Annotated in this window: 22 protein-coding genes; 19 read left to right on the top strand and 3 right to left on the bottom strand. The window is 44.9% G+C overall.

Going from position 1 to position 21,112, the window contains the following annotated elements:
- Positions 1-355: 355 nt before the first annotated feature.
- From aroA to ACJ28U_RS06845, 7 genes are all read left to right on the top strand, one after another.
- On the top strand, positions 356-1,651 hold the full coding sequence (gene aroA, locus ACJ28U_RS06875) for a 3-phosphoshikimate 1-carboxyvinyltransferase (protein WP_407618802.1): 1,296 nt from the start codon (positions 356-358) through the stop codon (positions 1,649-1,651).
- The gene (locus tag ACJ28U_RS06870; RefSeq protein WP_407618801.1) at positions 1,644-2,453 is read left to right on the top strand and encodes a prephenate dehydrogenase; all 810 of its coding nucleotides are present in this window, start codon (positions 1,644-1,646) and stop codon (positions 2,451-2,453) included. The genes aroA and ACJ28U_RS06870 overlap by 8 nt, the downstream gene beginning before the upstream one ends.
- Positions 2,450-3,220, top strand: a complete 771-nt coding sequence (locus tag ACJ28U_RS06865) for a shikimate kinase (RefSeq protein WP_407618800.1) — start codon at positions 2,450-2,452, stop codon at positions 3,218-3,220. The genes ACJ28U_RS06870 and ACJ28U_RS06865 overlap by 4 nt, the downstream gene beginning before the upstream one ends.
- A complete protein-coding gene (locus tag ACJ28U_RS06860; RefSeq protein WP_407618799.1) occupies positions 3,217-4,407 on the top strand; it encodes an MFS transporter in 1,191 nt (396 codons plus the stop codon). Before ACJ28U_RS06865 ends, ACJ28U_RS06860 begins: the two co-directional genes overlap by 4 nt.
- A gap of 4 nt (positions 4,408-4,411) precedes the next feature.
- Complete coding sequence (gene aroC, locus ACJ28U_RS06855; protein ID WP_407618798.1) at positions 4,412-5,590, top strand: chorismate synthase; 1,179 nt, start codon at positions 4,412-4,414, stop codon at positions 5,588-5,590.
- Between the two features lie 149 nt (positions 5,591-5,739).
- Positions 5,740-5,889 carry a hypothetical protein gene (locus tag ACJ28U_RS06850; RefSeq protein WP_010373766.1) on the top strand — a complete coding sequence of 50 codons (150 nt, stop codon included), beginning with the start codon at positions 5,740-5,742 and terminating at the stop codon, positions 5,887-5,889.
- A gap of 298 nt (positions 5,890-6,187) precedes the next feature.
- A complete protein-coding gene (locus ACJ28U_RS06845) occupies positions 6,188-6,655 on the top strand; it encodes a hypothetical protein (protein WP_242440056.1) in 468 nt (155 codons plus the stop codon).
- A gap of 187 nt (positions 6,656-6,842) precedes the next feature.
- Here the strand turns inward: ACJ28U_RS06845 and ACJ28U_RS06840 are convergent, their stop codons facing one another.
- Together ACJ28U_RS06840 and ACJ28U_RS06835 are read right to left on the bottom strand one after the other, a co-directional pair.
- On the bottom strand, positions 6,843-8,348 hold the full coding sequence (locus ACJ28U_RS06840; protein WP_407618797.1) for a helix-turn-helix domain-containing protein: 1,506 nt from the start codon (positions 8,346-8,348) through the stop codon (positions 6,843-6,845).
- A 72-nt stretch (positions 8,349-8,420) separates the two neighbouring features.
- On the bottom strand, positions 8,421-8,588 hold the full coding sequence (locus tag ACJ28U_RS06835) for a hypothetical protein (protein WP_172437037.1): 168 nt from the start codon (positions 8,586-8,588) through the stop codon (positions 8,421-8,423).
- A 159-nt stretch (positions 8,589-8,747) separates the two neighbouring features.
- On the opposite strand from ACJ28U_RS06835, the gene ACJ28U_RS06830 reads away from it, so the two are divergent.
- The 3 genes from ACJ28U_RS06830 (at position 8,748) to ACJ28U_RS06820 (ending at position 11,613) form a co-directional block, all read left to right on the top strand.
- Positions 8,748-9,956 carry an MFS transporter gene (locus ACJ28U_RS06830; protein ID WP_407618796.1) on the top strand — a complete coding sequence of 403 codons (1,209 nt, stop codon included), beginning with the start codon at positions 8,748-8,750 and terminating at the stop codon, positions 9,954-9,956.
- A gap of 146 nt (positions 9,957-10,102) precedes the next feature.
- On the top strand, positions 10,103-11,209 hold the full coding sequence (locus ACJ28U_RS06825) for an alpha-hydroxy-acid oxidizing protein (protein WP_407618795.1): 1,107 nt from the start codon (positions 10,103-10,105) through the stop codon (positions 11,207-11,209).
- 8 nt (positions 11,210-11,217) lie between these two features.
- Positions 11,218-11,613, top strand: a complete 396-nt coding sequence (locus ACJ28U_RS06820) for a hypothetical protein (RefSeq protein WP_407618794.1) — start codon at positions 11,218-11,220, stop codon at positions 11,611-11,613.
- Between the two features lie 48 nt (positions 11,614-11,661).
- Here the strand turns inward: ACJ28U_RS06820 and ACJ28U_RS06815 are convergent, their stop codons facing one another.
- Positions 11,662-12,030: a hypothetical protein gene (locus ACJ28U_RS06815; protein ID WP_407618793.1), complete on the bottom strand. Its 369-nt coding sequence runs from the start codon at positions 12,028-12,030 to the stop codon at positions 11,662-11,664.
- 256 nt (positions 12,031-12,286) lie between these two features.
- On the opposite strand from ACJ28U_RS06815, the gene ACJ28U_RS06810 reads away from it, so the two are divergent.
- The 9 genes from ACJ28U_RS06810 (at position 12,287) to ACJ28U_RS06770 (ending at position 21,049) form a co-directional block, all read left to right on the top strand.
- Complete coding sequence (locus tag ACJ28U_RS06810; protein ID WP_407618792.1) at positions 12,287-12,973, top strand: ribosome maturation factor; 687 nt, start codon at positions 12,287-12,289, stop codon at positions 12,971-12,973.
- A 19-nt stretch (positions 12,974-12,992) separates the two neighbouring features.
- Entirely contained in the window at positions 12,993-14,132 is a 1,140-nt protein-coding gene (gene nusA, locus ACJ28U_RS06805) for a transcription termination factor NusA (protein ID WP_407618791.1), read from the top strand.
- A 12-nt stretch (positions 14,133-14,144) separates the two neighbouring features.
- A complete protein-coding gene (gene rnpM, locus ACJ28U_RS06800) occupies positions 14,145-14,444 on the top strand; it encodes an RNase P modulator RnpM (protein ID WP_043712110.1) in 300 nt (99 codons plus the stop codon).
- Positions 14,434-14,739 carry a YlxQ-related RNA-binding protein gene (locus tag ACJ28U_RS06795; protein WP_010373745.1) on the top strand — a complete coding sequence of 102 codons (306 nt, stop codon included), beginning with the start codon at positions 14,434-14,436 and terminating at the stop codon, positions 14,737-14,739. The genes rnpM and ACJ28U_RS06795 overlap by 11 nt, the downstream gene beginning before the upstream one ends.
- A gap of 12 nt (positions 14,740-14,751) precedes the next feature.
- On the top strand, positions 14,752-17,001 hold the full coding sequence (gene infB, locus ACJ28U_RS06790) for a translation initiation factor IF-2 (protein WP_407618790.1): 2,250 nt from the start codon (positions 14,752-14,754) through the stop codon (positions 16,999-17,001).
- A 25-nt stretch (positions 17,002-17,026) separates the two neighbouring features.
- On the top strand, positions 17,027-17,383 hold the full coding sequence (gene rbfA, locus ACJ28U_RS06785) for a 30S ribosome-binding factor RbfA (protein WP_010373741.1): 357 nt from the start codon (positions 17,027-17,029) through the stop codon (positions 17,381-17,383).
- 74 nt (positions 17,384-17,457) lie between these two features.
- Positions 17,458-18,369, top strand: coding sequence for a tRNA pseudouridine(55) synthase TruB (gene truB / locus ACJ28U_RS06780; RefSeq protein ID WP_407618789.1), 912 nt, complete (start codon positions 17,458-17,460; stop codon positions 18,367-18,369).
- A gap of 182 nt (positions 18,370-18,551) precedes the next feature.
- Positions 18,552-19,775, top strand: a complete 1,224-nt coding sequence (locus ACJ28U_RS06775; protein ID WP_407618788.1) for an NAD(P)/FAD-dependent oxidoreductase — start codon at positions 18,552-18,554, stop codon at positions 19,773-19,775.
- Positions 19,776-19,852: 77 nt separating this feature from the next.
- The gene (locus ACJ28U_RS06770) at positions 19,853-21,049 is read left to right on the top strand and encodes a DNA/RNA non-specific endonuclease (RefSeq protein WP_407618787.1); all 1,197 of its coding nucleotides are present in this window, start codon (positions 19,853-19,855) and stop codon (positions 21,047-21,049) included.
- Positions 21,050-21,112: the final 63 nt, after the last annotated feature.

Raw genomic sequence — 21,112 nt, 5'->3', positions numbered from 1 at the left:
ACTTGGATTGCTAGCTCCTTCGTTTGTTTTAGTAAATTTAGGGTTGACGAATAAAAAATAAGTCCGTATAGTGTGTTTTGTTAATGAATTATGAGAAACAGGTGAAAAACTATGTTATTTAAGAACTCACAATTTAATAATGCTTATTACTTCTATTTCTGAACGTTGTGATTAATGTGCTGGGCACGTCAATCACGACGTGCCCGAAATAGAAGCATTTTCTATTACGAATCGGGCGACAACATAAAAGCGCTTGATTTGGAATAGAAAAAATATGACCAGCTGGATATTTTTCTAAACGAATCGGTGCTTTCATGGCGCACGATTCGTTTTTTTGTTATCTGGAGGAAATATTATGACGATTCAAACTGGCCTAAATGGTCAATTACGTGTTGCGAGCGACAAAAGTATCACACATCGGGCCATCATTTTAGGGGCACTAGCAGTTGGTGTGACACGCATTATCCACCCGTTGTTGTCTGCTGACACTTGGCAAACGATTCACGCAGTTGAACAGTTAGGCGTTAGCGTTGAGGTTACCGAAGACCAGGCACTTATCATTAAAAGTCCGGGGGCTTTGACTATTCGTAGCAATCGTTTTCAACAACCTTTGCAATTTGATTTTGGTAACTCAGGTACGACCACGCGGTTGATGATTGGCGTGTTAGCAGGACTAGGGATACCAGCAACGATTACGGGGGATGCAAGTTTAACGCGTCGCCCAATGAATCGAATTGTTGCGTTATTAACAGATTACGGTGCCGAGATTCAAACGACGGCTGGTCATTTACCAGTGACAATTCGTTCAGGAATTACAGCTGATGCGATTAACGAAACGCTAGCAGTGCCATCTGCACAAGTTAAAACCAGTCTAATGTTGGCGGGCCTTAGCGCGGGAATTTCAGTCGTTATCTTTGATGATTTTAAAACACGTAATCACACGGAAAACATGTTGGCGAGTTTTGGGGCAGCGGTTGATTGTCAGGCGGAGATGATTTTTGTCGCGGGGGATCAACAATTAGTGGCGACAACGGTTAAAGTGCCAGGTGATATGTCTGCAGCAGCCTTTTGGTTAGTCGGCGCAACGCTTAAACCGCATAGTGACGTTGTCTTGGCAGATGTAAATGTGAATGAAACACGCTCAGGCATTCTGAAAGTGTTGCGTCGGATGGGGGCCAACATCACATTGATGCATAAACGCCTACAAAATGGTGAACCGATTGCTGATATTCGGGTTAGGAGTGCTGACATGCTTATTGGTACGACAATTGCTGGGATGGAAGTGCCGACGATGATTGATGAATTACCCATTTTGGCGTTGGCCCTGTCAGTAGCCCAGGGGGAGAGTCGCGTATTTGATGCAAGTGAACTCCGTATTAAAGAAAGTGATCGGATTGCGACCGTTACCAAGACATTGCAGGCATTCGGTGCCCAAATCAACGAGACGCCCGACGGCTTTGTGATTGCAGGTGTTGACCAGTTGCATGTTCCAAATCAACCCTTGGCAGATTATGATGATCACCGAATCGCTATGTTACAAGCAGTTGCGAAATTATTGACCAGCAACGTTAAACTGCAGGAAGAAATCGGGACAATTGCCGTATCGTACCCGGCCTTCTACAAAGATTTGGCGGTGCTGATTGATGACTAGAATTGCAATTTGGGGTCTTGGTGCCATTGGGGCTGCGATGGCAGAACAACTGAGTCGGACTGAGGGTTATGAAGTGTTAGGTTTTGACATTGATCCTGTGACAATTCGTGAAGCTCTGGCGGCTGGGGTTATCCAAGGTGCGTTTAATCCGGCGGAAATCAATGCCTTGTCAATCGACTTATTGGTGGTCGCTGTGCCACCGACGGAAACAATGGCGGTGTTACGTGATTTGCAGACAAATAATCTAGTCGTCGACGTGGCCTCTATAAAACAGCCGATTATGCAGGCGGCGGATCATCTACCGCATTTTGTTGGGGGACATCCAATGGCTGGTACAGATCAAACAGGCTTTCTTGGTCGCAAAAAGGTCAAGTTTGATCAAGCGTCATTTTTCTTAGTTGGTAATGACACTGATTGTCGTCGTATTATGACGCTACTCTCGCCTTTAGATAGTCGCTTCGAGACGGTTGATGCTACCGAACACGATGCCTTGATTGCGTTAACAAGTGATGCGACGCATTTAATTGCGCAAGCATTAGTAGCAACTTTGGCCGTAAATGTGAGCGGAGAGGTACGTCCATCATTTATCGGGCCGGGCTTCCGTGATACGACACGGATTGCAGCTGCCAAACCTGAACTATGGACACAAATATTATTGGCGAACCGAGTTGCGACTACTGAAGCAGTAACGCATTTCATGATAGAACTGCAACGATTGCGGGATTTGCTTGTAGATAATGATGCCGAGCAATTATTAGCTGCTTTAACAGCTATTCAACAAATACGAAGGGAATTAGCATGAAAATATTATTAATAGGTTTTATGGGAGTCGGTAAGACGACGGTGGGGCAAAGGTTGGCCCGTGATTTAGGGCAGCGCTTTATTGATTTAGATCAAGCAATTGCTGCGCATGTCGGGCAACCTATCCCGTCGTTTTTTACGCAAGTTGGTGAACCAACCTTTCGTGAAATTGAAGCAAACCTCCTAGAGAGAGCACTTGAACAAGAAGATGTTGTTATCAGCACTGGGGGTGGTGTGATTGAAACGCCAAGTTGTGTCACCTTGTTAAACAGGGCAGATGTTTACACGATTTGGCTCGATAGTGAATTTAGTACAGTGGCCGACCGTTTGCTAGCGACTGACGAAATACGGCCATTGGCATTACAACACTCACTAGCCTCTTTTTTTACACTGTGGCAGGAACGACAAATAAAATACGCACAAACGGCTGATTTAATGGTCACGACCGATTTTAAAACACCGGCAGAAATTTGTGATGAAATTGTTCGTCATATTGCAGGAGCAAATGTTTTAGACACCACACGAAGTAAAATTGATGCGATTGATCGCCAAATCTTGCAAGCAATGGTAGCGCGGCTAGCACTGGTGGATAAAGTGGCCAATATTAAAGCGAAGCATCATTTGGCAGTGGTACAGCCAGGTCGTATGGCAGCCATGCAAGAACGGTTGCAAGCGCGTTTTGCGTCAACGTTACCGTCACAGCTTGTTTCGGATTATCTGAAGTTGATGACGGAAACGGCGATTCAACGAGAGGAGGCGCAAATATGAACAAGGCACTTGCGATTCGCATGCAGGCGATTGTTTATCTCATGTACGTTGTACAAGGTTTTGCATTGATTATTCTGGCACAGACCATGAGCGCATTAACCGTGATTTGGCATACTGATTTAGCGGGAGTAACAGCGGGAGTAACAGCGATTGGGCTTGGTAAATTGATTGCTTATCCATTTTTGGGAGAACTATCTGATCGTTGGCCGCGGAAAACGTTGTTATTGCTAGCGATTTTGGCGTACGGGTTATTTTTTATCTGTGTGCCAGTGTCAACGCACATTTGGCAAGGCCTTATTTTAACAAGCTTTGCCGGTATTGCGAACGCCATGTTAGATGCGGTAGCCTACCCGATGCTACTGATACTTCATCATGGCCGTTCGAACGGCAACGTTTTGATCAAGGCCATGATTTCGCTCGGGGAAGGGATTTTGCCAATCATCATTATCAATTTAAATCATTACCAACTTTGGTTCGGTTGGGTATTTTGGGTGGCCGCTGGGATTTTAGCAGTGGCATTGGTTGTGCTGTTGGGGACTAATATGCCAAATTCAACAGCGATGGTAACTGAAGGGGTGACACAGGCACCACGTTGGCGCTGGGATATTGTGCAAGTGACATTCTTGATCTATGGTTTTACGGCGATGTGGCTGATGATTCATTTTACACAGTGGGTAACACGCTATTTTCAACTGGTTCGTGGCTTTAGCGCGTCAAATGCACATTTGTTGATGACTTGCTACAGTGTTGGGTCATTACTAGGTGTTGGCATTGTCTTTGTACTAACCGGTCGCAAGTTAATACCCGAAAAGTGGTTGCTAGTGCTGTTGAATTTTATGGCGTTGGTGAGCTTATTACTTTTGCTAACCATTCAAACCAAAACAATGGTCTTAGTTGGCCTCGCGACAGGTTTGTTTGGTATGTCGGCCGCTGGTGGGGCGTTACAACTTGGTGTTGCACAATTGATTGCACATAATCCAGGGTTTAACGGTCGCGCGACTGGGTGGTACTTCTTTGCGGGTAGTATTGCGGTGTTATTAATGCCAATCATCACCGGACAATTTGCGACACAGCACTTGGCACAGGTTATGCAGAGTTTGCTGGTCGTGAGTGTCATTAATGTCATTTTAGTTGGGACACACGCTATTCGCGTAGTGGATAGAAATCGAACAGAAATAGGAGAATAATAGCATGCGATACATGACAGCAGGTGAAAGCCATGGGCCAGAAGAAATGGCAATTATCGAGGGGATTCCTTCAGGTTTAAACGTGACAACCGATATGATTAATCATGAATTAGCACGGCGTCAACATGCGTACGGCCGGGGGCAACGCCAGGTGATTGAAACAGATACCGTGACCATTCTGTCGGGTGTTCGCCATCAGGTCACGCTTGGTTCACCAATCACCCTTAACGTACATAACGATGATCACAATCATTGGCGTAAGATTATGGATCCAAATACGCCAGCGGATGCAGAAAATTCGATGCGTAAGGTTATGCGACCACGACCTGGACATGCTGATTTAGTCGGGGGTATTAAATATCGCCATCAGTCTGATTTAAGAAATGTGTTGGAACGATCATCTGCGCGTGAGACGGTGATGCGTGTTGCGGTAGGGGCGGTTGCTAAAGCGTTATTGCGAGAAATCGGTGTCGATGTACACGGGTTTGTGCGAAATGTTGGACCGGCGTTTAGTAATCTAGAGCGTTTAACGACGTTCCAAAATCTAGCGGAATTAAGGGCTGTAACGGAAAGTTTTCCAACATGGGCCCTGGATGCAGCGGGTGATCGAGCGATGCAAGCTGTCATTGATCGGACGAAACGTGACGCGAATACAGTTGGCGGTACCGTGCAAGTAATGGTGACGGGGATGCCAGCTGGGTTGGGGTCGTACGTTGCGGCGACTGAAAAACTAGATGCGAAAATTGCCCGGGCAATTATTAGTATTAATGCGTTCAAGGGCGTTGATTTTGGGGGTGGCTTTGAAAATGCTGAAAAATTTGGCGATCAAGTGATGGACGAAATTTTTTGGGATGCTGACCAGGGGTTTACGCGGGGCAGTAACAACCTGGGCGGCTTTGAAGGCGGTATGACAACTGGGGATGTGATTGTTGTACGTGGGGTAGTTAAGCCAATTCCAACGCTATATCGACCAATGCAAAGTGTAGATATTGATACGCACGAAAATCACCGTGCGTCGATTGAGCGGTCTGATACCACTGCGGTAACGGCAGCGGTCGTGATTGCGGAAGCGATGGTCGCTATTGAATTGGCTAAAGCAGTTCTAGATAAATTTGATGCTGATAATCTTGATCGATTAAAAGAGCAGGTCGCCGTGTACCGCGAAGAAGTGCGGTTATTCTAACCACCCCAACAAACGTTCCCGTTGTGTTTGGATGCAAGAGAACATCCAGGATTTTAAAGTGACTTTTAGGTCTCTTTGCATGTGGGTTTTTGAATATGTTAAGCTGTGTTCGTACGTGAATATAGAGAAAATCAAAGGAGGAAACAACAATGGTTTTAACTGGTACTAAGGCATGGGCAAAGTCTGTTCTAAAGACTGCTGGCATCAAGCATGTGATGGTGGCAAAGCGTAGCACACGTTTGGCAAACGCTTCAATGACTGCACTATATCGTGAAATTAATCGTCGTGGTTTGAACTAACGAACGATTCATGATTACAAGTCGTACAAAAAACTGAATAATAACTGCTAAGGCAGCATCCGTTTGGGTGTTGTCTTTTCTTTTTGTTGATAGACAAAAGACACCGCTAATCATTGCTGATCAGCGGTGTCTTTTAGAGTCGTGTATTACATGGCTTATTCCATGCATTAGCTTAACTATAGCAATCTGGTATCAGAATGTCTAGTCATGAAGGTATCGAATTTCAACAATAGGTTTGACGCGACATATTCAAACCTATTCAGTACGATTAAGAAAACTGATGAGGAGGATATTGCCAATGACCTATCAAATTCCAACGCCTAATGCTGTACGAGATGCATTAGAACAGCGCCGACGTCAGCATGAAACATCACCGCTGTGTAAGGTGGCACTGCACTTAACCAATACATACTTAACGGAATTAGCCATTGAACTGGCCGTTAAGAAAATGATGGTGCGGGCAGAAAATGTGCAAGTTGATCACTTATTATCTGAAGTGGTTAGTGAGCTTAAGATGCCACACTATTTTTCACAAGAATATGTTGATCAAATTCGCGAAACAATCCGGGCTGATGCAGCAGTCGAGAATGCTCGTGAGGTACTAAATCAAATTGATGATTTAATACAAGCTGATATGCGGTCGTGGTTTGCATACAAACGCCAGGTGCAAATTGCTTTTGAGGATGCGGGTTACGCGGTTGAAGGAACAACTACAATGATTATCGTGCATCCCGAATTAATGATTGAAAAATTTACGTTGATTTAGCTGTTAAAAAACGTGCCGGTGGTTAGTCGGCACGTTTTTTGAATAATTATGGCTGCAAGGCGTGTTTGTTCGTTGTCACTTATATTAAGAAGAATTATGGCATCACGCCTTGGCAACCACGTGATATAGCATAACTGAAAGTGACGAGGGCGCCAAAAACGATATTTCCAATTTTTAAAAAGCTGTTTTAAAAATTGGAAATGGTTTGTCCGGTAAATCGTTCAAACTTGGCGATTGTAATTTCTTTGACGGTTCGACGAATCTCATTGAGCTCGGCCAATGTTGGACTATGCCGTAAGACAATGGTTTGTTGCTCTTCGTAATTCAAATGGATATTTGAAATGACAAGGTCAGCGGTTGTAATTTGTGTGTCCGTAATAAAGATGTTGATGCTGAGAAAACCTTGCAATCGCTGAACCAGGCGACGCTTTAAGGCTTCATTGTCTACAAAATCTAATGCAATTGTGACGAGTGGCAGCGCATCTTCACGTGGAATGCGGGTTATGAAGGTATTGAAATAATCCTCAAATAAAGTATTACGAACAGTTTCGAACGGTAATTTGGTTTGTTTCACAATTTCTTTAATGATTGTCATCGTCAATTCCGCATAAATTGGGAATTGATGGAAGGCGTCTGTAATATTGGGCTCTGGACGTAACTCACTATGGAAGTAAACTAGGCGCAAGTTAGACGTGTACAAATCATCTACTAAATCAGTCATTAGTTCAGGCGTTAGCAAACCAGGGTTTCCTAAGAAGCGAGGCAGGCATACACGAATACAGTCGTTGATGACCGAAAATAGGGCAACCGCTTGCGTGGGCATTAATTGCATGAAATCATGCTTGCGGGCAAAGCCAAAGGCGTATAAGGCACTGAGGGCGAAACGCGTTTCATCATGGGCCGCCACGATATCTAGACCAAGCACCGTTTTAAGTGTGTTCATCAAGGTAATGGGAAAGGCGGCGTTCTCGCTAGGTAAATCGGCCAAATCACGGAGCACTGGCGTCGAGTCGGTCAATGAAATGATGTGACCATGCTTCATTCGGGTATACCACAAGCCGAGTTGAAACTGCATGACGACACGCATCGCAGGTGTGATAGTTGCTGTAGTGACACGTGAGAGTGTGTTGAAAAGTTGGGCTGCCCAATTTTGGGCATCTGGGGTGAGGGGGTTAGCTTGTTGATAATAGTAGTCAAATAAAATGCGAAAGAAAAAATAACGAATATCCTTTTCATTGCCATTTAAGGTGAAACTATCTGTCACCAAAATATGCTGTTGTGCCAGATGTTCAGCAAGCTCACGTAATTCGTCACGGACATAGGGCGTTGAAAAGTCATGTTGCGCGGCAAAATCTTCGACAGACTGGAAATTTTCCAAAAATAAGGCGAGCAGCATATGATATTTTGGCGATCGGTTTAAATAATCTAAGGTGAGGTCATGGAGACTAATTGTATGACCTGATTGGACGATGAAGTGTTGATTACTGGCGTCGAAAGTGATGTACGATTGCGCGTTTGGTGAAAGTCTCTCGATGTCGTCAATTAATTCTTGCCCATAATGCATGACCAAATATTTTGACCAACCGAGTTGATTAATAACTTGCTTAACTGGTACTAAGGTATACGGTTGTTCCAGTAAGTATTTTTTTAGGGTTAGTTTATCTAACTCTTTTTTGTGTAATAGCCATTCCATTGAAAGTCTCCCAATTAACACACAAAAAGGCAGTGCACGCACTGCCTTTTCATAAGCGCTGTTATGTTTTTGTTATACCGCAACGTGCGCTGTCTTGGCAAGTTCGGCAAGTAGTTCGTCGTAAATTTCATCGTAATCCGTAATGGCGTTGTGAAAGCTACGCACAGAACTCTTTAAATAATGTTGGCTAGCGATTGCAACCGCTAGATCGTGTGCGATTTGTTCATTAGATTGAGTCATTATTGACATCCTTCCTGTTACTGAATGATTTCATTATAGGAAGAACACGAGGCCGGAACAAAAATGAGTTTTTAAATTTTGAAAAAATGGTTTTTTGGAAACGAAGCCAGCTTCGCTATGATTAAGGACATTACGTTATGAAAGCGAGAGTTGTTGATTATGAATGATTCAAAACCGGTCACCAGTATTATGAATGCCGGGTTTGTCAGCATTACGGCGATTAATTTCGTCATTTACTTAGTGTACTACCTATTAATGGTGATTATTGCCGTTGTGGTACACACAAATTTGCACGCTAGTTTAGCTCAAGCGGGGCTAGCATCAGGAATTTACGTTATTGGCACGTTGCTTGCTCGTTTATTCATTGGACAGCAACTTGATATCATTGGTCGTAAGCAGTCACTGCGCTATGGTGCGATCCTATATTTGGTTTCGACACTTGCCTATCTAGCGATTCCTAATATTGGGGTGATGTTTGTTGTTCGTTTGGTCAATGGTTTTGCCTATGGTATGGCTTCGACTGCCACAAATGCCATTGTGACAGACTACATTCCAGAGGATAAAAAGGGGTTGGGAATCAACTTCTATGGGTTGAGCACGTCACTGGCTGCGGCCATTGGACCGTTCGTGGGAATGATCTTGCTTAACTTGACGAATTTCCGTTTTATTGTGGAAGTGTCATCTGCATTGATTTTGTTGACCACGATTGCGACATTGATTTTGCCAGTCCGTAATTTGGTTTTGACCCCCGAACGGAAAGCTGATTTGCGTCATATGACATTTGATAATTTGATTGAACGCAATACGATTTTTATTGCTAGCATTGGCTTCTTGATGGGCTTCTCTTACTCATCAGTGTTGTCATTCCTTTCATCTTATGCAAAGACGATTCACCTTGTGGGGATTAGTTCATTCTTCTTTGTGGTGTACGCCTTGGTCATTACCATTACACGTCCTATGGCTGGTCGAATCTTCGACGTGAAGGGTGAGGATTATGTGATGTACCCATCGTATATCTCACTTGCGATTGGGTTAGTTATCTTAGGTTTGACACATTCTGGGGTGACGTTGTTGGTTGCTGGTGCATTTATCGGATTGGGTTATGGAACATTTATGTCGAATGGACAGGCCGTGGCTTTGAAGATGGCACCTAATGCCTTACGAGTAGGCGTGTCGTTGTCAACGTACTTCATTGGTTTAGATTTAGGAATTGGTGTTGGCCCATTCGTCTTGGGTGACATTGAAAAGTTGATGAATTTCCGCGAATTGTACCTACTTGCGGCTGTTATTCCGGTGATTGCTGGTCTCTTATACTACAAGTTTTATAATCACGAACACGATGTGGCACCACAAGTTGATGCGCACTAATGCGATTTTGGCACCTAACAATCCTGTTAGGTGCTTTTTTCTGCAAACGGTTACACCTTTTTTCTGCCATAATTTTGTTAGCGGGCTAAACTAAAAGTTGTAAAAGTGTTCTGCAACTTAATTAACAAGAAAAGAAGGTAATTCTGATGACTTATCAAGGCAGTACAAAAGAAGAAATGCTAACCATTATTGACTTGCCACGGTTGCGTGAGGCCGTAAAGCGTGACACCGAAGCGGGAGCGTTTGGCTACGTGGACGGTGGCTCTTCAGACGAACAAGTGTTGCGAGATAACGAACAAGCGTTTCGCCACTATCAATTAATTCCACGTATGTTGCAAGATATTTCGGCGCCTGATTTGCGTACGACATTGTTCGATATTCCGCTTACGGTGCCTGTGATCGCGGCACCAATTGCAGCGCATGGGCTGATGCACCAAGATGGTGAACAAGTTACGGTCAAGGGAGTTGGTGCTGCAGGGTCGATTTTTAGTCTATCAACGTATGGTAATTCACGTATTGCGGATGTCGCAAGCGCGGCGCCAGATACACCCAAGTTTTTCCAATTGTATATGTCCCGTGATGATGATTTTAATCAGTATTTGCTAGACGAAGCAGTTAACAACGGTTATAAGGCCATTATTTTGACCGCTGACGCCACGTTAGGTGGGTATCGTGAGGCTGATATTATTAATAACTTTACGTTCCCATTGCCAATGGAGAATTTGGCAGCGTTTTCGAATGCCGCCGGTTCTGGTGAAGGGTTAGGGATTGCTGATATTTATGCACGGGCAAAGCAAGATTTGTCGCTGCGCGATATTAATAAGGTTAAGGACATGGCCCACGGCTTGCCGGTAATTGTCAAGGGCATTCAAGATCCTGACGATGCATTAGCTGCAATCGCGGCCGGCGCAGACGGTATTTGGGTGTCTAATCACGGTGGCCGTGAGCTAAATGGTGCACCAGCATCTATTGATACATTGGCGGCGATTGCAAAGGCTGTTAACCGCCGTGTACCGGTTATTTTTGATTCTGGTATTCGGCGTGGTGAGGATGTTGCGAAGGCCCTTGCGCTAGGAGCAGATGTTGTCGCACTTGGTCGTCCGATGCTTTGGGGGTTGAACCAAGGTGGGGCGGCTGGTGTACAATCAGTGTATGAGCATTTGGCAACAGAATTAAAGATTGTGATGCAATTGACGGGTGCCCACACGGTAGCTGAGTTGCAACATGCCAAAATTATCGATGCAAAATTTTGAGGATATCCATGGAACTAAAAGAGACGACCGTAACTGAACTGCACACTCACCTAAATCGAATTCTGGGTCGCGAAATAACGACGCCAGACGCTGACATTGCGATTGCCGTGTTAAACGAACAAAAAATGCCGGTTGGTGGGATAATTGCTGAATTTATGGGTGCCGAGGTGCACATTAAGCGACTTGTTTTATCAGAAGGCCTGCAGGCAGCTGGGGTTGATGCGGCACTATTACGTGAAGTCTTTATGCGTAGTGGCCAACGCGGTGCAAAGGTTGCAACGGCATATGCTGACAACGAAGGGATTCAAGCCTTCTATGAGGCGAACGGGTTTACGGTATTTGGTGAACTAGTGGACGTACCTGTAACGGGACGAACACGTGTTTACTTGCAACGTCGCTTATAATAGTAAAAAACGTCTGGTAAGCCCTGTGAACTTACCAGACGTTTTACGTTATTTTGTATAGTGAGCTATTGATTGGCCGAGTGGCATGTTTAGGCGCTCGACAGTATCGGTACTCATCAGACGAAACGCGGTACCGTTTGCCACCAAAGCTTCGTCTAACATAATCCAGGTCCAAGTCTCACCAGCAATGATTTGACCGTCATGATTATATGAAAAGACAACCACTGGCTGTTCGGCACCTTGATAGACATCAATAGCAACTGTGTCGTCGTTAATGCTTGGTGCGGCTGCAAGGTACTTTTGAATGGCTGTGATGGCCGCCATTTTAGACAAATCGGTGGGGTCGATAAAGCGACCGTGACCAAACGCCTGGCGAACGGTGTTGATGGCCGTTAAAATAAGTTGTTCTGTTTGCATGGGTAGCCTCCTGTTATGTGTTCCTCGGATAGATACCATCATTATACAGACGAATTGTTAGAAAGATTTGAAATAGGGTACCAACACATATACAGTGTGATATAAGTTGCTATTCCACCAGAATGGTGTTACTATAATAACTGTTAATGAATAAGCTCTTAATTGAGTGGCCAGGAACGAAATTCCTTGGCCGCTCATTTTTTTAGGGTTTTACCTCTGACATAGATGATTTTACGGAACGAAGGGAGGGAATAATATGGCAAACGTTGTAGAAACAGTGCAAGCTGTCCTAGCGCCTGAGTTGGCAGACCAAGGGTTTGATCTCTGGGATGTGATTTACGAGAAACAAGGATCAGATATGGTGCTCCGTGTGTTAGTTGATCGTCTTGACGGTGCAATTAACATGGACGATTTGGTTATGCTAACCGAAACGATTGGTGAGCGTATGGACCAAATCGAACCAGATCCATTCCCTGAGGCATACTTGATGGATGTCTCATCTCCTGGGGCAGAACGTGAATTAAAGCGGCCACAAGATTATGAGTGGGCGCTCGAAAAATATATTCACGTTGCCTTAAACCAAGAGGTGGACGGAGAAAATGAATTTGACGGTGAATTGCTTGCCGTCACTGACGATATGTTGACATTGGCGATTACAGTCAAGGGTAAGCGTAAGCGCCTTGATGTACCACGTACAGCGATTAAGCAAGCAAACTTGACGATTAGCCAGGAACGCATCTTGACGACACCGGAAGATTTCGAGTGGGCAATGAACAAGATGGTTCGTGTGTCAACCTATCAAAAAATCGATGGTAAGAAAGACTTTGCGGGTGAGTTGACGGCGGTTTCAGATGAAGCGTTGACAATCACTTTGGAAGATGACACTGCGGTTGACGTCCCACGTGACGCAATTGCACAAGCTCGTCAAGCAAATAACTTCTAATTTTATATGGAGAATCCAAATGAGTAAGGAATTAGTAAACGCCCTTGACGCTTTGGAGCAAGAAAAGGGTATCAAGGCAGAAGTCTTGGTAGAAGCGATCGAAGAAGCGTTGAAGAAGGCTTACGAAAAGAACTACGACGAATCAGAAAACGTTGAGGTTCAATTCGATCAAAAGAAGGGTAACATCAAGGTTTACTCAGTTAAGACGGTTGTTGAAGAAATCGACGAACCTTATGAGCAAATCACTTTGGAAGAAGCTTTGGAATTGAACAAGGCTTACGAAATTGGGGATGAAATCCGTTTTGAAGTAACACCAGCTGACTTTGGCCGTTTGGCTGCCCAAACAGCTAAGCAAATCATTATGCAAAAGGTACGTGAAGCTGAGCGTGGCGTTGTTTATGACAAGTTTATCGGCTATGAGAACGAGGTCATTACGGGAGAAGTTGAACGTCAAGATTCACGTTTCTTGTACATTATCTTGCCTGGTAACCAAGAAGCTGCCATGAAGCAAGGTGATCAAATGCCAAATGAGTCATACCGGATGGGTGACAAAATTAAGGTATTGGTGTCACAAGTTCAAAACGAACAAAAGGGACCTCAAGTGTTCGTTTCACGTACGCACCCTGAGTTGGTTAAGCGTTTGTTCGAGGCCGAAGTACCTGAAGTCTTTGATGGTACGGTGGAAATTAAGTCAATCGCTCGTGAAGCTGGTGATCGTTCAAAGATTGCGGTTTATTCACATAACAGTAACTTGGATGCCGTTGGAACAATGGTTGGTCAACGCGGTGCCCGTGTGCAAGCCGTTGTGACTGAATTGTCAGGCGAAAACATGGATATTGTGGAATGGACAGAAGATCCAGCCCAATTTATCAAGAATGCTTTGAACCCTGCTGAAGTCGTGGATGTTATTTTTGATCCAACAAACGACCGCGCTGTAACGGTGTTAGTTCCTGATTACCAATTGTCTTTGGCTATTGGTAAGCGTGGACAAAACGCCCGTTTGGCTGCCCGTTTGACAGGCTTCAAGATTGATATCAAGCCTGAAAGTGAACGTGACGCTGTTGTTGCTGACATGGCAAACAAGGAAAACGAAGCCACTAACGCACCAGTTATTGAAGCTGATGCGGCCGACGACTTCGAGGCATCAGAAGAAGCCTAAGGAGGTGTGCTCATGAAGCCACGTAAGATTCCAATGCGAAAAGACATCGTAACCGGTGAAATGGTACCGAAGAAGGAACTCGTGCGCATCGTACGTACCCCCGAAGGTAACGTTGAACTTGATCCAACCAACCGTGCAAACGGTCGAGGGGCATATATCTCATTGTCAGTTGAAGTTGCCGAGATGGCGAAGAAGAAGCGCACGTTTGATCGTGTTTTCGAAACGAAGCTTGACGATAACTTCTATGATGAGTTGATTGCCTACGTCGATCACCAAGCTGCACGGAAGGAATTGTTTGGCGATGCAAAATAAGCAAAAACTTTTAAACCTATTGGGATTAGCGCGCCGTGCTGGCAAACTAGTGACCGGTGAGGATATGGTACTTGGCTCAATTCGAAACAGTAAAGCAAGTTTAGTTTTCTTTGCTAACGATGGCGGTGCAAGTAGTATGAAAAAATTTACAGATAAGACAACCAGCTATAACGTGCCATTTACAACCGCTTTGACACGACAAGAATTAGCTGACGCAACCGGATTAGCGCGTACTGTCATTGCAGTAGCTGACCGAGGATTTGCGAAAAAGATGCGGGAATACTTAGAAATCTAGGGAGGATGACACATGACCAAGCGCATTTACGAATTGGCGAAGGAATTAGATGTTTCATCAAAGGACTTAGTGTCAGCAGCTGAAAAGGCTGGTTTGGACGTTAAGAACCACATGTCAACAATTGACGATAAGGCGGTGAAGACGTTGACGAATGCCGTAAAACCAGCTGCTAAGACAGCACCAAAGGCCGAAAAGAAGGCCGAGGCACCTAAGAAGCCTGCCCAAAACAACGCTCCTAAGGCAGCCCAAAACAACGGTGGTAATAACCAAAACCGTAACAACAACCAAGGTAACCAAAACCGTTCAAACAATGGTAACGGTAACCAAGGTGGTAACCGTAACAACAATAACAACCGCAACAACAACCGCGGTGGAAACAACGGTCGCCCAAACAACAATTGGAACGGTAATAACCGTAACAACAAGAAGGGTAAGAAGGGACCTGGTCGTAACCGTAACAACGAAAACCGACCAGCACCAACAGTACGTAAGGACCAACCATTACCAGAAACTTTGGTTTACTCAGTTGGTATGAACGTGCAAGATATTGCGAAGTTGATTCACCGTGATGCCACGGAAATCATCAAGAAGTTGTTCATGTTGGGTGTGATGGTTAACCAAAACCAATCATTGGATGCTGACACAATCGAAATCTTGGCTGCCGATTACGGTATTGAAGCTGAGCAAAAGGTTGAAGTCGACATTGCCGACATCGACAAGTTCTTTGAAGCAGAGCAAGAAAACACAGAAAACTTGGCTCCTCGCGCCCCAGTCGTTACGATCATGGGACACGTTGACCACGGTAAGACGACTTTGCTTGACTACTTGCGTAACTCACACGTTACGGAAGGTGAAGCTGGTGGAATCACGCAACACATCGGTGCTTACCAAGTTAAGACTGATGAAGGTCGTGTGATTACGTTCTTGGACACGCCTGGACACGCGGCCTTTACGGCGATGCGTGCTCGTGGAGCTGATATCACGGATATCACGATCTTGGTTGTGGCTGCCGATGACGGTGTTATGCCACAAACTATTGAAGCGATTAACCACGCCAAGGCAGCTGGTACACCAATTATCGTTGCAGTTAACAAGATTGATAAGCCTGGTGCAAACCCAGAAAACGTTATCAACCAATTGATGCAATACGAATTGATCCCAGAAGAGTATGGTGGAGACACGATCTTCGTCAACATTTCAGCCAAGTTTGGTCAAAACATCGAAGAATTGTTGGAGATGATTTTGTTGACGGCTGACGTGTTGGAGTTGAAGGCAAACCCTGATCAACGTGCAGCTGGTTCTGTTATCGAAGCTCGTTTGGACAAGGGTCGTGGAACAATTGCAACGGTCTTGGTTCAGCAAGGAACGATGCACGTTGGAGACCCAATTGTTGTGGGTAACACATACGGACGTGTTCGTACAATGACGAACGACCGTGGTCGTCGTGTTAAGGAAGCTGTTCCTTCAACACCGGTTGAGATTACTGGGTTGAATGATGTGCCATCTGCTGGTGACCGTTTCGTCGTCTTTGAAGATGAAAAGACTGCCCGTGCAGCTGGTGAAGAGCGTGCTAAGCGTGCTTTGATTGCTGATCGTAACCGTAACAACGTCGTTTCTGTTTCAGACTTGTTTAACAAGATGGCTGAAAAGCAAATGAAGTCTGTTCCAGTTATCATCAAGGCTGACGTACAAGGTTCTGTTGAAGCATTGGCTGGTTCATTCCGTAAGATTGACGTTGACGGTGTTAAGGTTGATATCTTGCACACGGCCGTTGGTGCAATTAACGAATCTGATGTTACGTTGGCTGAAGCTTCTGGTGCGATTATCGTTGGATTTAACGTACGTCCTACGCCACAAGCTCGTCAACAAGCGGACTCAGACAAGGTTGATATTCGTTTGCACAACGTTATCTATAACGCAATCGATGAAATTGAAGCTGCTATGAAGGGTCAGTTGGATCCTGAGTTCAAGGAAGAAATTGTTGGTACAGCTGACGTTCGTGAGTTGTTCAAGGTTTCTAAGATTGGAACGATTGTCGGTGGTATGGTGACATCAGGTAAGATTACGCGTAACTCTTCAGTTCGCTTGATCCGTGATGGCATCGTTATCTTTGACGGTAAGCTTGCTTCTTTGCGTCGCTTTAAGGATGACGTTAAGGAAGTTAAGAATGGTTACGACTTCGGTTTGACGATCGAAAACTACAATGATGAAAAGATTGGTGATGTAATCGAAGCCTACGAAATGGTTGAGATTCCTCGCTAATTAACAAAGGAAATGGAGAGCTAAAATGGCACAACAAAATTTCCGTGTTGGACGTCTTGAACAAGAAATCCAACGTGAAGTCAACGATTTGTTGCTAAAACGCATCCGCGATCCTCGGGTTGAAGGTGTAACGGTTACTGGTGTTGAAGTCACTGGCGATTTGCAACAAGCTAAGATTTACTATAGTGTCTTGTCAGAATTGGCATCTGTTAACCAAAAGGCCGCTGCTGGTTTGGAAGCTGCCACTGGTTTGATTCGCAAGGAATTGGGATCACGTTTGGCAATTTACAAGACGCCAGAATTGAAGTTCGTTAAGGATGAATCTGTCCAATATGGTAACAAGATTGACGATTTGATTCGTCAGCTACACCAAAACGACTAATAATTTAGAGAATGGCGACCTGCTTTGGGTCGCTATTTTCATACATAGCTAAAAAGTGATAAGAGGATTACATCATGGATGGTATTTTACCGGTATACAAAGAAGCAGGCATGACGTCACACGACGTTGTGTTCAAGTTACGTAAAATTTTACACATGAAAAAGATTGGTCACGCTGGGACGTTAGATCCATCAGTTGACGGGGTTCTGCCAGTGGCACTGGGTAAAGCGACTAAGGCAATTGAATTTTTACAAGAGTCCGGTAAGATTTACACGGGTGAGGTGACATTTGGATTTGCGACAACCACTGAAGATTTGGATGGCGAAGTAGTCGAATCTCAACCATTGTCACGGCCATTTACGACTGACGAAATTGCGGATGCCATGAAGGCTTTGACGGGTGACATCACCCAAATTCCACCGATGTTTTCTGCAGTTAAAGTTAACGGCCGACGCTTATATGAATACGCGCGTGCCGGCGAGACTGTCGAGCGCCCTGAGCGCCAAGCGACTATTTATCGATTTGAACGTACGTCTGAACCGATATTTGACGAAACGACGAAAACGCAAAAGTTTACGTTTATTGCAGAGGTTTCTAAGGGGACTTACATTCGCACGCTAGCTGTTGACTTGGGTAAACAGCTTGGTGTACCGGCAGTCATGAGTCAGCTTACACGCCAAAAGGCTGGTGGTTATGACTTAAGCCAAGCTCATTCGTTGACGGATATTGCTGAAATGATGACAACAAACGGGAATGTGGATGTTTGGTTACAACCGTTAGATAGCGCTGTGGCGCAATATCCACATGTTGCATTAACTGACGAGCAATGGGCAAAAGTTAAGAACGGGATTGGCTTGCCTAAAACAGCCTTAATTCCCGTGGCAGATAAGATTGTTGTTACTTACCAAGGTGAAGTGAAATCAGTCTTTGAATGGCGGGCAGATCGTAATCAGTACCGCCCTTATCGAACATTTTCAATTGAATAGGTCTTGTTTAAGGGGTCACATTACCAGTTTTGAGTGGTGATGCGACCCCTTTTTCATTAGATTTGGTACCTGTGTAAGTGTCGTACCTAAAAATCTTCAAATTCACCGCCTAAAATACAGACTAAAGCAGTCCGGCATGGTTGGGAATATGCTGAGAAATCGCGTAAAAGGAGACAATAGATATGGCAGAGAAAACAAACGTGGTAATTTTAGGTGCTGGCTATGCGGGCCTAATGGCGCTGAAGGTCTTACAAAAACGGGCAGATGCGTCATTTATGACCATCACGCTGGTCGATCAAAATCCTTATCACTACGAAGCCACTGATTTGCATGAAGTGGCATCAGGTGCGTTGACGGCTGATCGCATTACGTATCCGATTGCAGATGTCGTAAATCCAGAGATGACGGAATTTATTGAAGATCGAGTAACGAAGGTGGATCGTGCCCAGCATCGGGTTGAACTAGCTAATCATGAATCAATCGGGTTTGACTATCTAATTATTGGTTTGGGATTTGAATCTGAAGATTTTGGTATCCCGGGTGTGCAAGAATATGCATTGCCGATGGATTCTGTTGATTCAGCAGAACGAATTCAGCAACACATCACGGATGAGATGTTTGCGTATCGTCAAGATAATGATCCACGCCATTTACATATTGTGGTGGCAGGAGCTGGGTTTACAGGTGTTGAATTGTTGGGGGCGCTTTCTGAAAACCGTGAGCGCTACGCTGAAATGGCAGGCGTGGCACCTAATCAAATTCAAATTATGTCAGTTGATGGCGCTAAGCGACCATTAAGTGTTTTTTCTCAGCACCTAGTTGACTATGGTTTGGCAGTTTTACGAGGGCGTGGGGCGGTTATTGAATCAGGGAAAGGTATTAATGCCATTGAGCCTGATGTGATGCACTATGCCGACCGCGAGACAGGTGAAAATGGTGAAGTGGTTGCTGGCACGATTATTTGGACCACTGGTGTTCGGGGGTCGAGTGTTATGGCTGCATCGGGTTACCAAGCAAAGCGAAACCGTATGGGTGTTACACCTTATCTGCAAGATCCAGCGGATGACCGAATTTATATTGTAGGAGATGTTGCAGCGGTCACGGATTCGAAAACCGGCCAAATTTTGCCAACCACTGCACAATTAGCGTTAGTTATGGGTGAAATTGCGGGCAAAAACGTCTTAGCTGCGGTAACAGGGTATGACTTAACACCATTTGCATATAAATCACTCGGTACAGTTTGCTCAATTGGTAATACGAGTGCGATTGGGGTGGTCGGCGATGAACATGAAGTCCGTGGCTATCCGGCATCGATGCTCAAAAAGGTCATTATGAATAAATCGTTATTAGAAACTGGCGGGATTAAGCAAGTCATGGCTAAGGGACGCTTCGATTTGTATCATTAAGAACTTGTAAAAGCACCAGCTAAAACTGGTGTTTTTCTGTATACTAAACTAAGAAAAAATTCTTAGTAGGTAATGTTATGAGTAATAAATTAAAAGCGACCGGCTTGGTTGGCCTGGTCTTATTGTTGTTTGTCGGTGTTGGCGCATCTGGTGGGTCACGCGATGATGCAAAGAACCAATCATCACAGGTTAGTTCACATGTTGAAAAAAAGGCATCATCACATGCAACGAGTCAGGCTTCGAGTGAAAAGAAAGCGGCCACTTCTGTAACTTCATCGAGTGCATCATCTAAAGCGGTTGCAGCCTCGAGCTCTGCCACTGCGACAGGAAATCCAGAGACGCAAGTTCAAGGGTTAAATGGGACGGTGCAAAAGCCACTGCCTTATGCTAGTCAGCGACAAATGGTCATGGCGAGCCTCGATCATTTGGGTCGGGCGCGTGATAGTCATATTCAATTATCAAACGCAGAAGAGCCAACTGCTAAACGTTCCGAACGACTAACATATGATCCAGTTGGTTGGCACAATTTTAAGTTTTGGTACTCAGAGTCTGGTGAACAAACAGGATCGAAACAAGCTTGGCTAATGGCGCGTGGACACTTAGTGGGCTATCAGTTCTCAGGATTAAATGATGAAGCGCGAAACTTGGTCCCTGAGACAGCTTGGATGAACTCGGGAAATTATAGTGGTATGGATGAAGGCAATACCGCTAGCATGCTTTACTATGAGAATCATTTGGATAGTTGGTTAGCGACACATCCAAATTTCCGGTTGGATTATCAAGTGACACCGCTTTATGCACAAGATGAATTAATTCCGCGCAAAGTTCGATTAGCCTATGTTGGTTATGACGACGCCGGAAAGCGAATCCAGATTAAAGTTGGTGGCGGACGCGAAGAGTCTGGCGCTGATGATGCAACGGTCGTGTATCTTGACAATACAAGCCCCAATGCCACGATTAACTACGCTGATGGTACAGCTACAAATACAGTGAGTGCTACACCAGCAGCTCCAGCGGAATCAGCCCCGGCCACAAGTAGCAGTGCACCTGTCGCATCATCTGAACCAAGCATGGCACCTGCTGCACAATCACAATCACAAGCACCAGCGACAACGAATGACCCAACCGTGTACGTAACGGGCGGGGGATCAAGTGCTGTGTATTGGTACGGCACTGATAGCATGCCGGCTAACACAAATAAGGCTAATTTGGTGCAAATGCCAGAGAGTCAGGCCATTCAACAGGGTAAGCGTCATAGTATGACTGAGAGGTAAACCTGAGAGTGATGGGTGCCAACGCTTTTTAATAAATGAATGTTCATTCTTTTTTGAAAGCTG

The organism is Weissella sp. MSCH1 (assembly GCF_045799135.1).
GTDB lineage: Bacteria > Bacillota > Bacilli > Lactobacillales > Lactobacillaceae > Weissella.
Note: the sequence above shows the minus strand (reverse complement) of the source record. Positions and strands in the feature narration are given on the sequence as shown.

What these genes read in the sequence shown, in the direction of transcription:
- truB (WP_407618789.1), top strand. Translation starts at nt 17,458, where the DNA reads ATGGATGGTATTTTACCGGTATACAAAGAAGCAGGCATGACGTCACAC.
- ACJ28U_RS06840 (WP_407618797.1), bottom strand. Translation starts at nt 8,348, where the DNA reads ATGGAATGGCTATTACACAAAAAAGAGTTAGATAAACTAACCCTAAAA.
- rbfA (WP_010373741.1), top strand. Translation starts at nt 17,027, where the DNA reads ATGGCACAACAAAATTTCCGTGTTGGACGTCTTGAACAAGAAATCCAA.
- ACJ28U_RS06775 (WP_407618788.1), top strand. Translation starts at nt 18,552, where the DNA reads ATGGCAGAGAAAACAAACGTGGTAATTTTAGGTGCTGGCTATGCGGGC.
- ACJ28U_RS06850 (WP_010373766.1), top strand. Translation starts at nt 5,740, where the DNA reads ATGGTTTTAACTGGTACTAAGGCATGGGCAAAGTCTGTTCTAAAGACT.
- aroA (WP_407618802.1), top strand. Translation starts at nt 356, where the DNA reads ATGACGATTCAAACTGGCCTAAATGGTCAATTACGTGTTGCGAGCGAC.
- nusA (WP_407618791.1), top strand. Translation starts at nt 12,993, where the DNA reads ATGAGTAAGGAATTAGTAAACGCCCTTGACGCTTTGGAGCAAGAAAAG.
- ACJ28U_RS06770 (WP_407618787.1), top strand. Translation starts at nt 19,853, where the DNA reads ATGAGTAATAAATTAAAAGCGACCGGCTTGGTTGGCCTGGTCTTATTG.
- ACJ28U_RS06825 (WP_407618795.1), top strand. Translation starts at nt 10,103, where the DNA reads ATGACTTATCAAGGCAGTACAAAAGAAGAAATGCTAACCATTATTGAC.
- ACJ28U_RS06870 (WP_407618801.1), top strand. Translation starts at nt 1,644, where the DNA reads ATGACTAGAATTGCAATTTGGGGTCTTGGTGCCATTGGGGCTGCGATG.
- ACJ28U_RS06820 (WP_407618794.1), top strand. Translation starts at nt 11,218, where the DNA reads ATGGAACTAAAAGAGACGACCGTAACTGAACTGCACACTCACCTAAAT.
- ACJ28U_RS06845 (WP_242440056.1), top strand. Translation starts at nt 6,188, where the DNA reads ATGACCTATCAAATTCCAACGCCTAATGCTGTACGAGATGCATTAGAA.
- rnpM (WP_043712110.1), top strand. Translation starts at nt 14,145, where the DNA reads ATGAAGCCACGTAAGATTCCAATGCGAAAAGACATCGTAACCGGTGAA.
- aroC (WP_407618798.1), top strand. Translation starts at nt 4,412, where the DNA reads ATGCGATACATGACAGCAGGTGAAAGCCATGGGCCAGAAGAAATGGCA.
- infB (WP_407618790.1), top strand. Translation starts at nt 14,752, where the DNA reads ATGACCAAGCGCATTTACGAATTGGCGAAGGAATTAGATGTTTCATCA.
- ACJ28U_RS06830 (WP_407618796.1), top strand. Translation starts at nt 8,748, where the DNA reads ATGAATGATTCAAAACCGGTCACCAGTATTATGAATGCCGGGTTTGTC.
- ACJ28U_RS06815 (WP_407618793.1), bottom strand. Translation starts at nt 12,030, where the DNA reads ATGCAAACAGAACAACTTATTTTAACGGCCATCAACACCGTTCGCCAG.
- ACJ28U_RS06810 (WP_407618792.1), top strand. Translation starts at nt 12,287, where the DNA reads ATGGCAAACGTTGTAGAAACAGTGCAAGCTGTCCTAGCGCCTGAGTTG.
- ACJ28U_RS06795 (WP_010373745.1), top strand. Translation starts at nt 14,434, where the DNA reads ATGCAAAATAAGCAAAAACTTTTAAACCTATTGGGATTAGCGCGCCGT.
- ACJ28U_RS06835 (WP_172437037.1), bottom strand. Translation starts at nt 8,588, where the DNA reads ATGACTCAATCTAATGAACAAATCGCACACGATCTAGCGGTTGCAATC.
- ACJ28U_RS06860 (WP_407618799.1), top strand. Translation starts at nt 3,217, where the DNA reads ATGAACAAGGCACTTGCGATTCGCATGCAGGCGATTGTTTATCTCATG.
- ACJ28U_RS06865 (WP_407618800.1), top strand. Translation starts at nt 2,450, where the DNA reads ATGAAAATATTATTAATAGGTTTTATGGGAGTCGGTAAGACGACGGTG.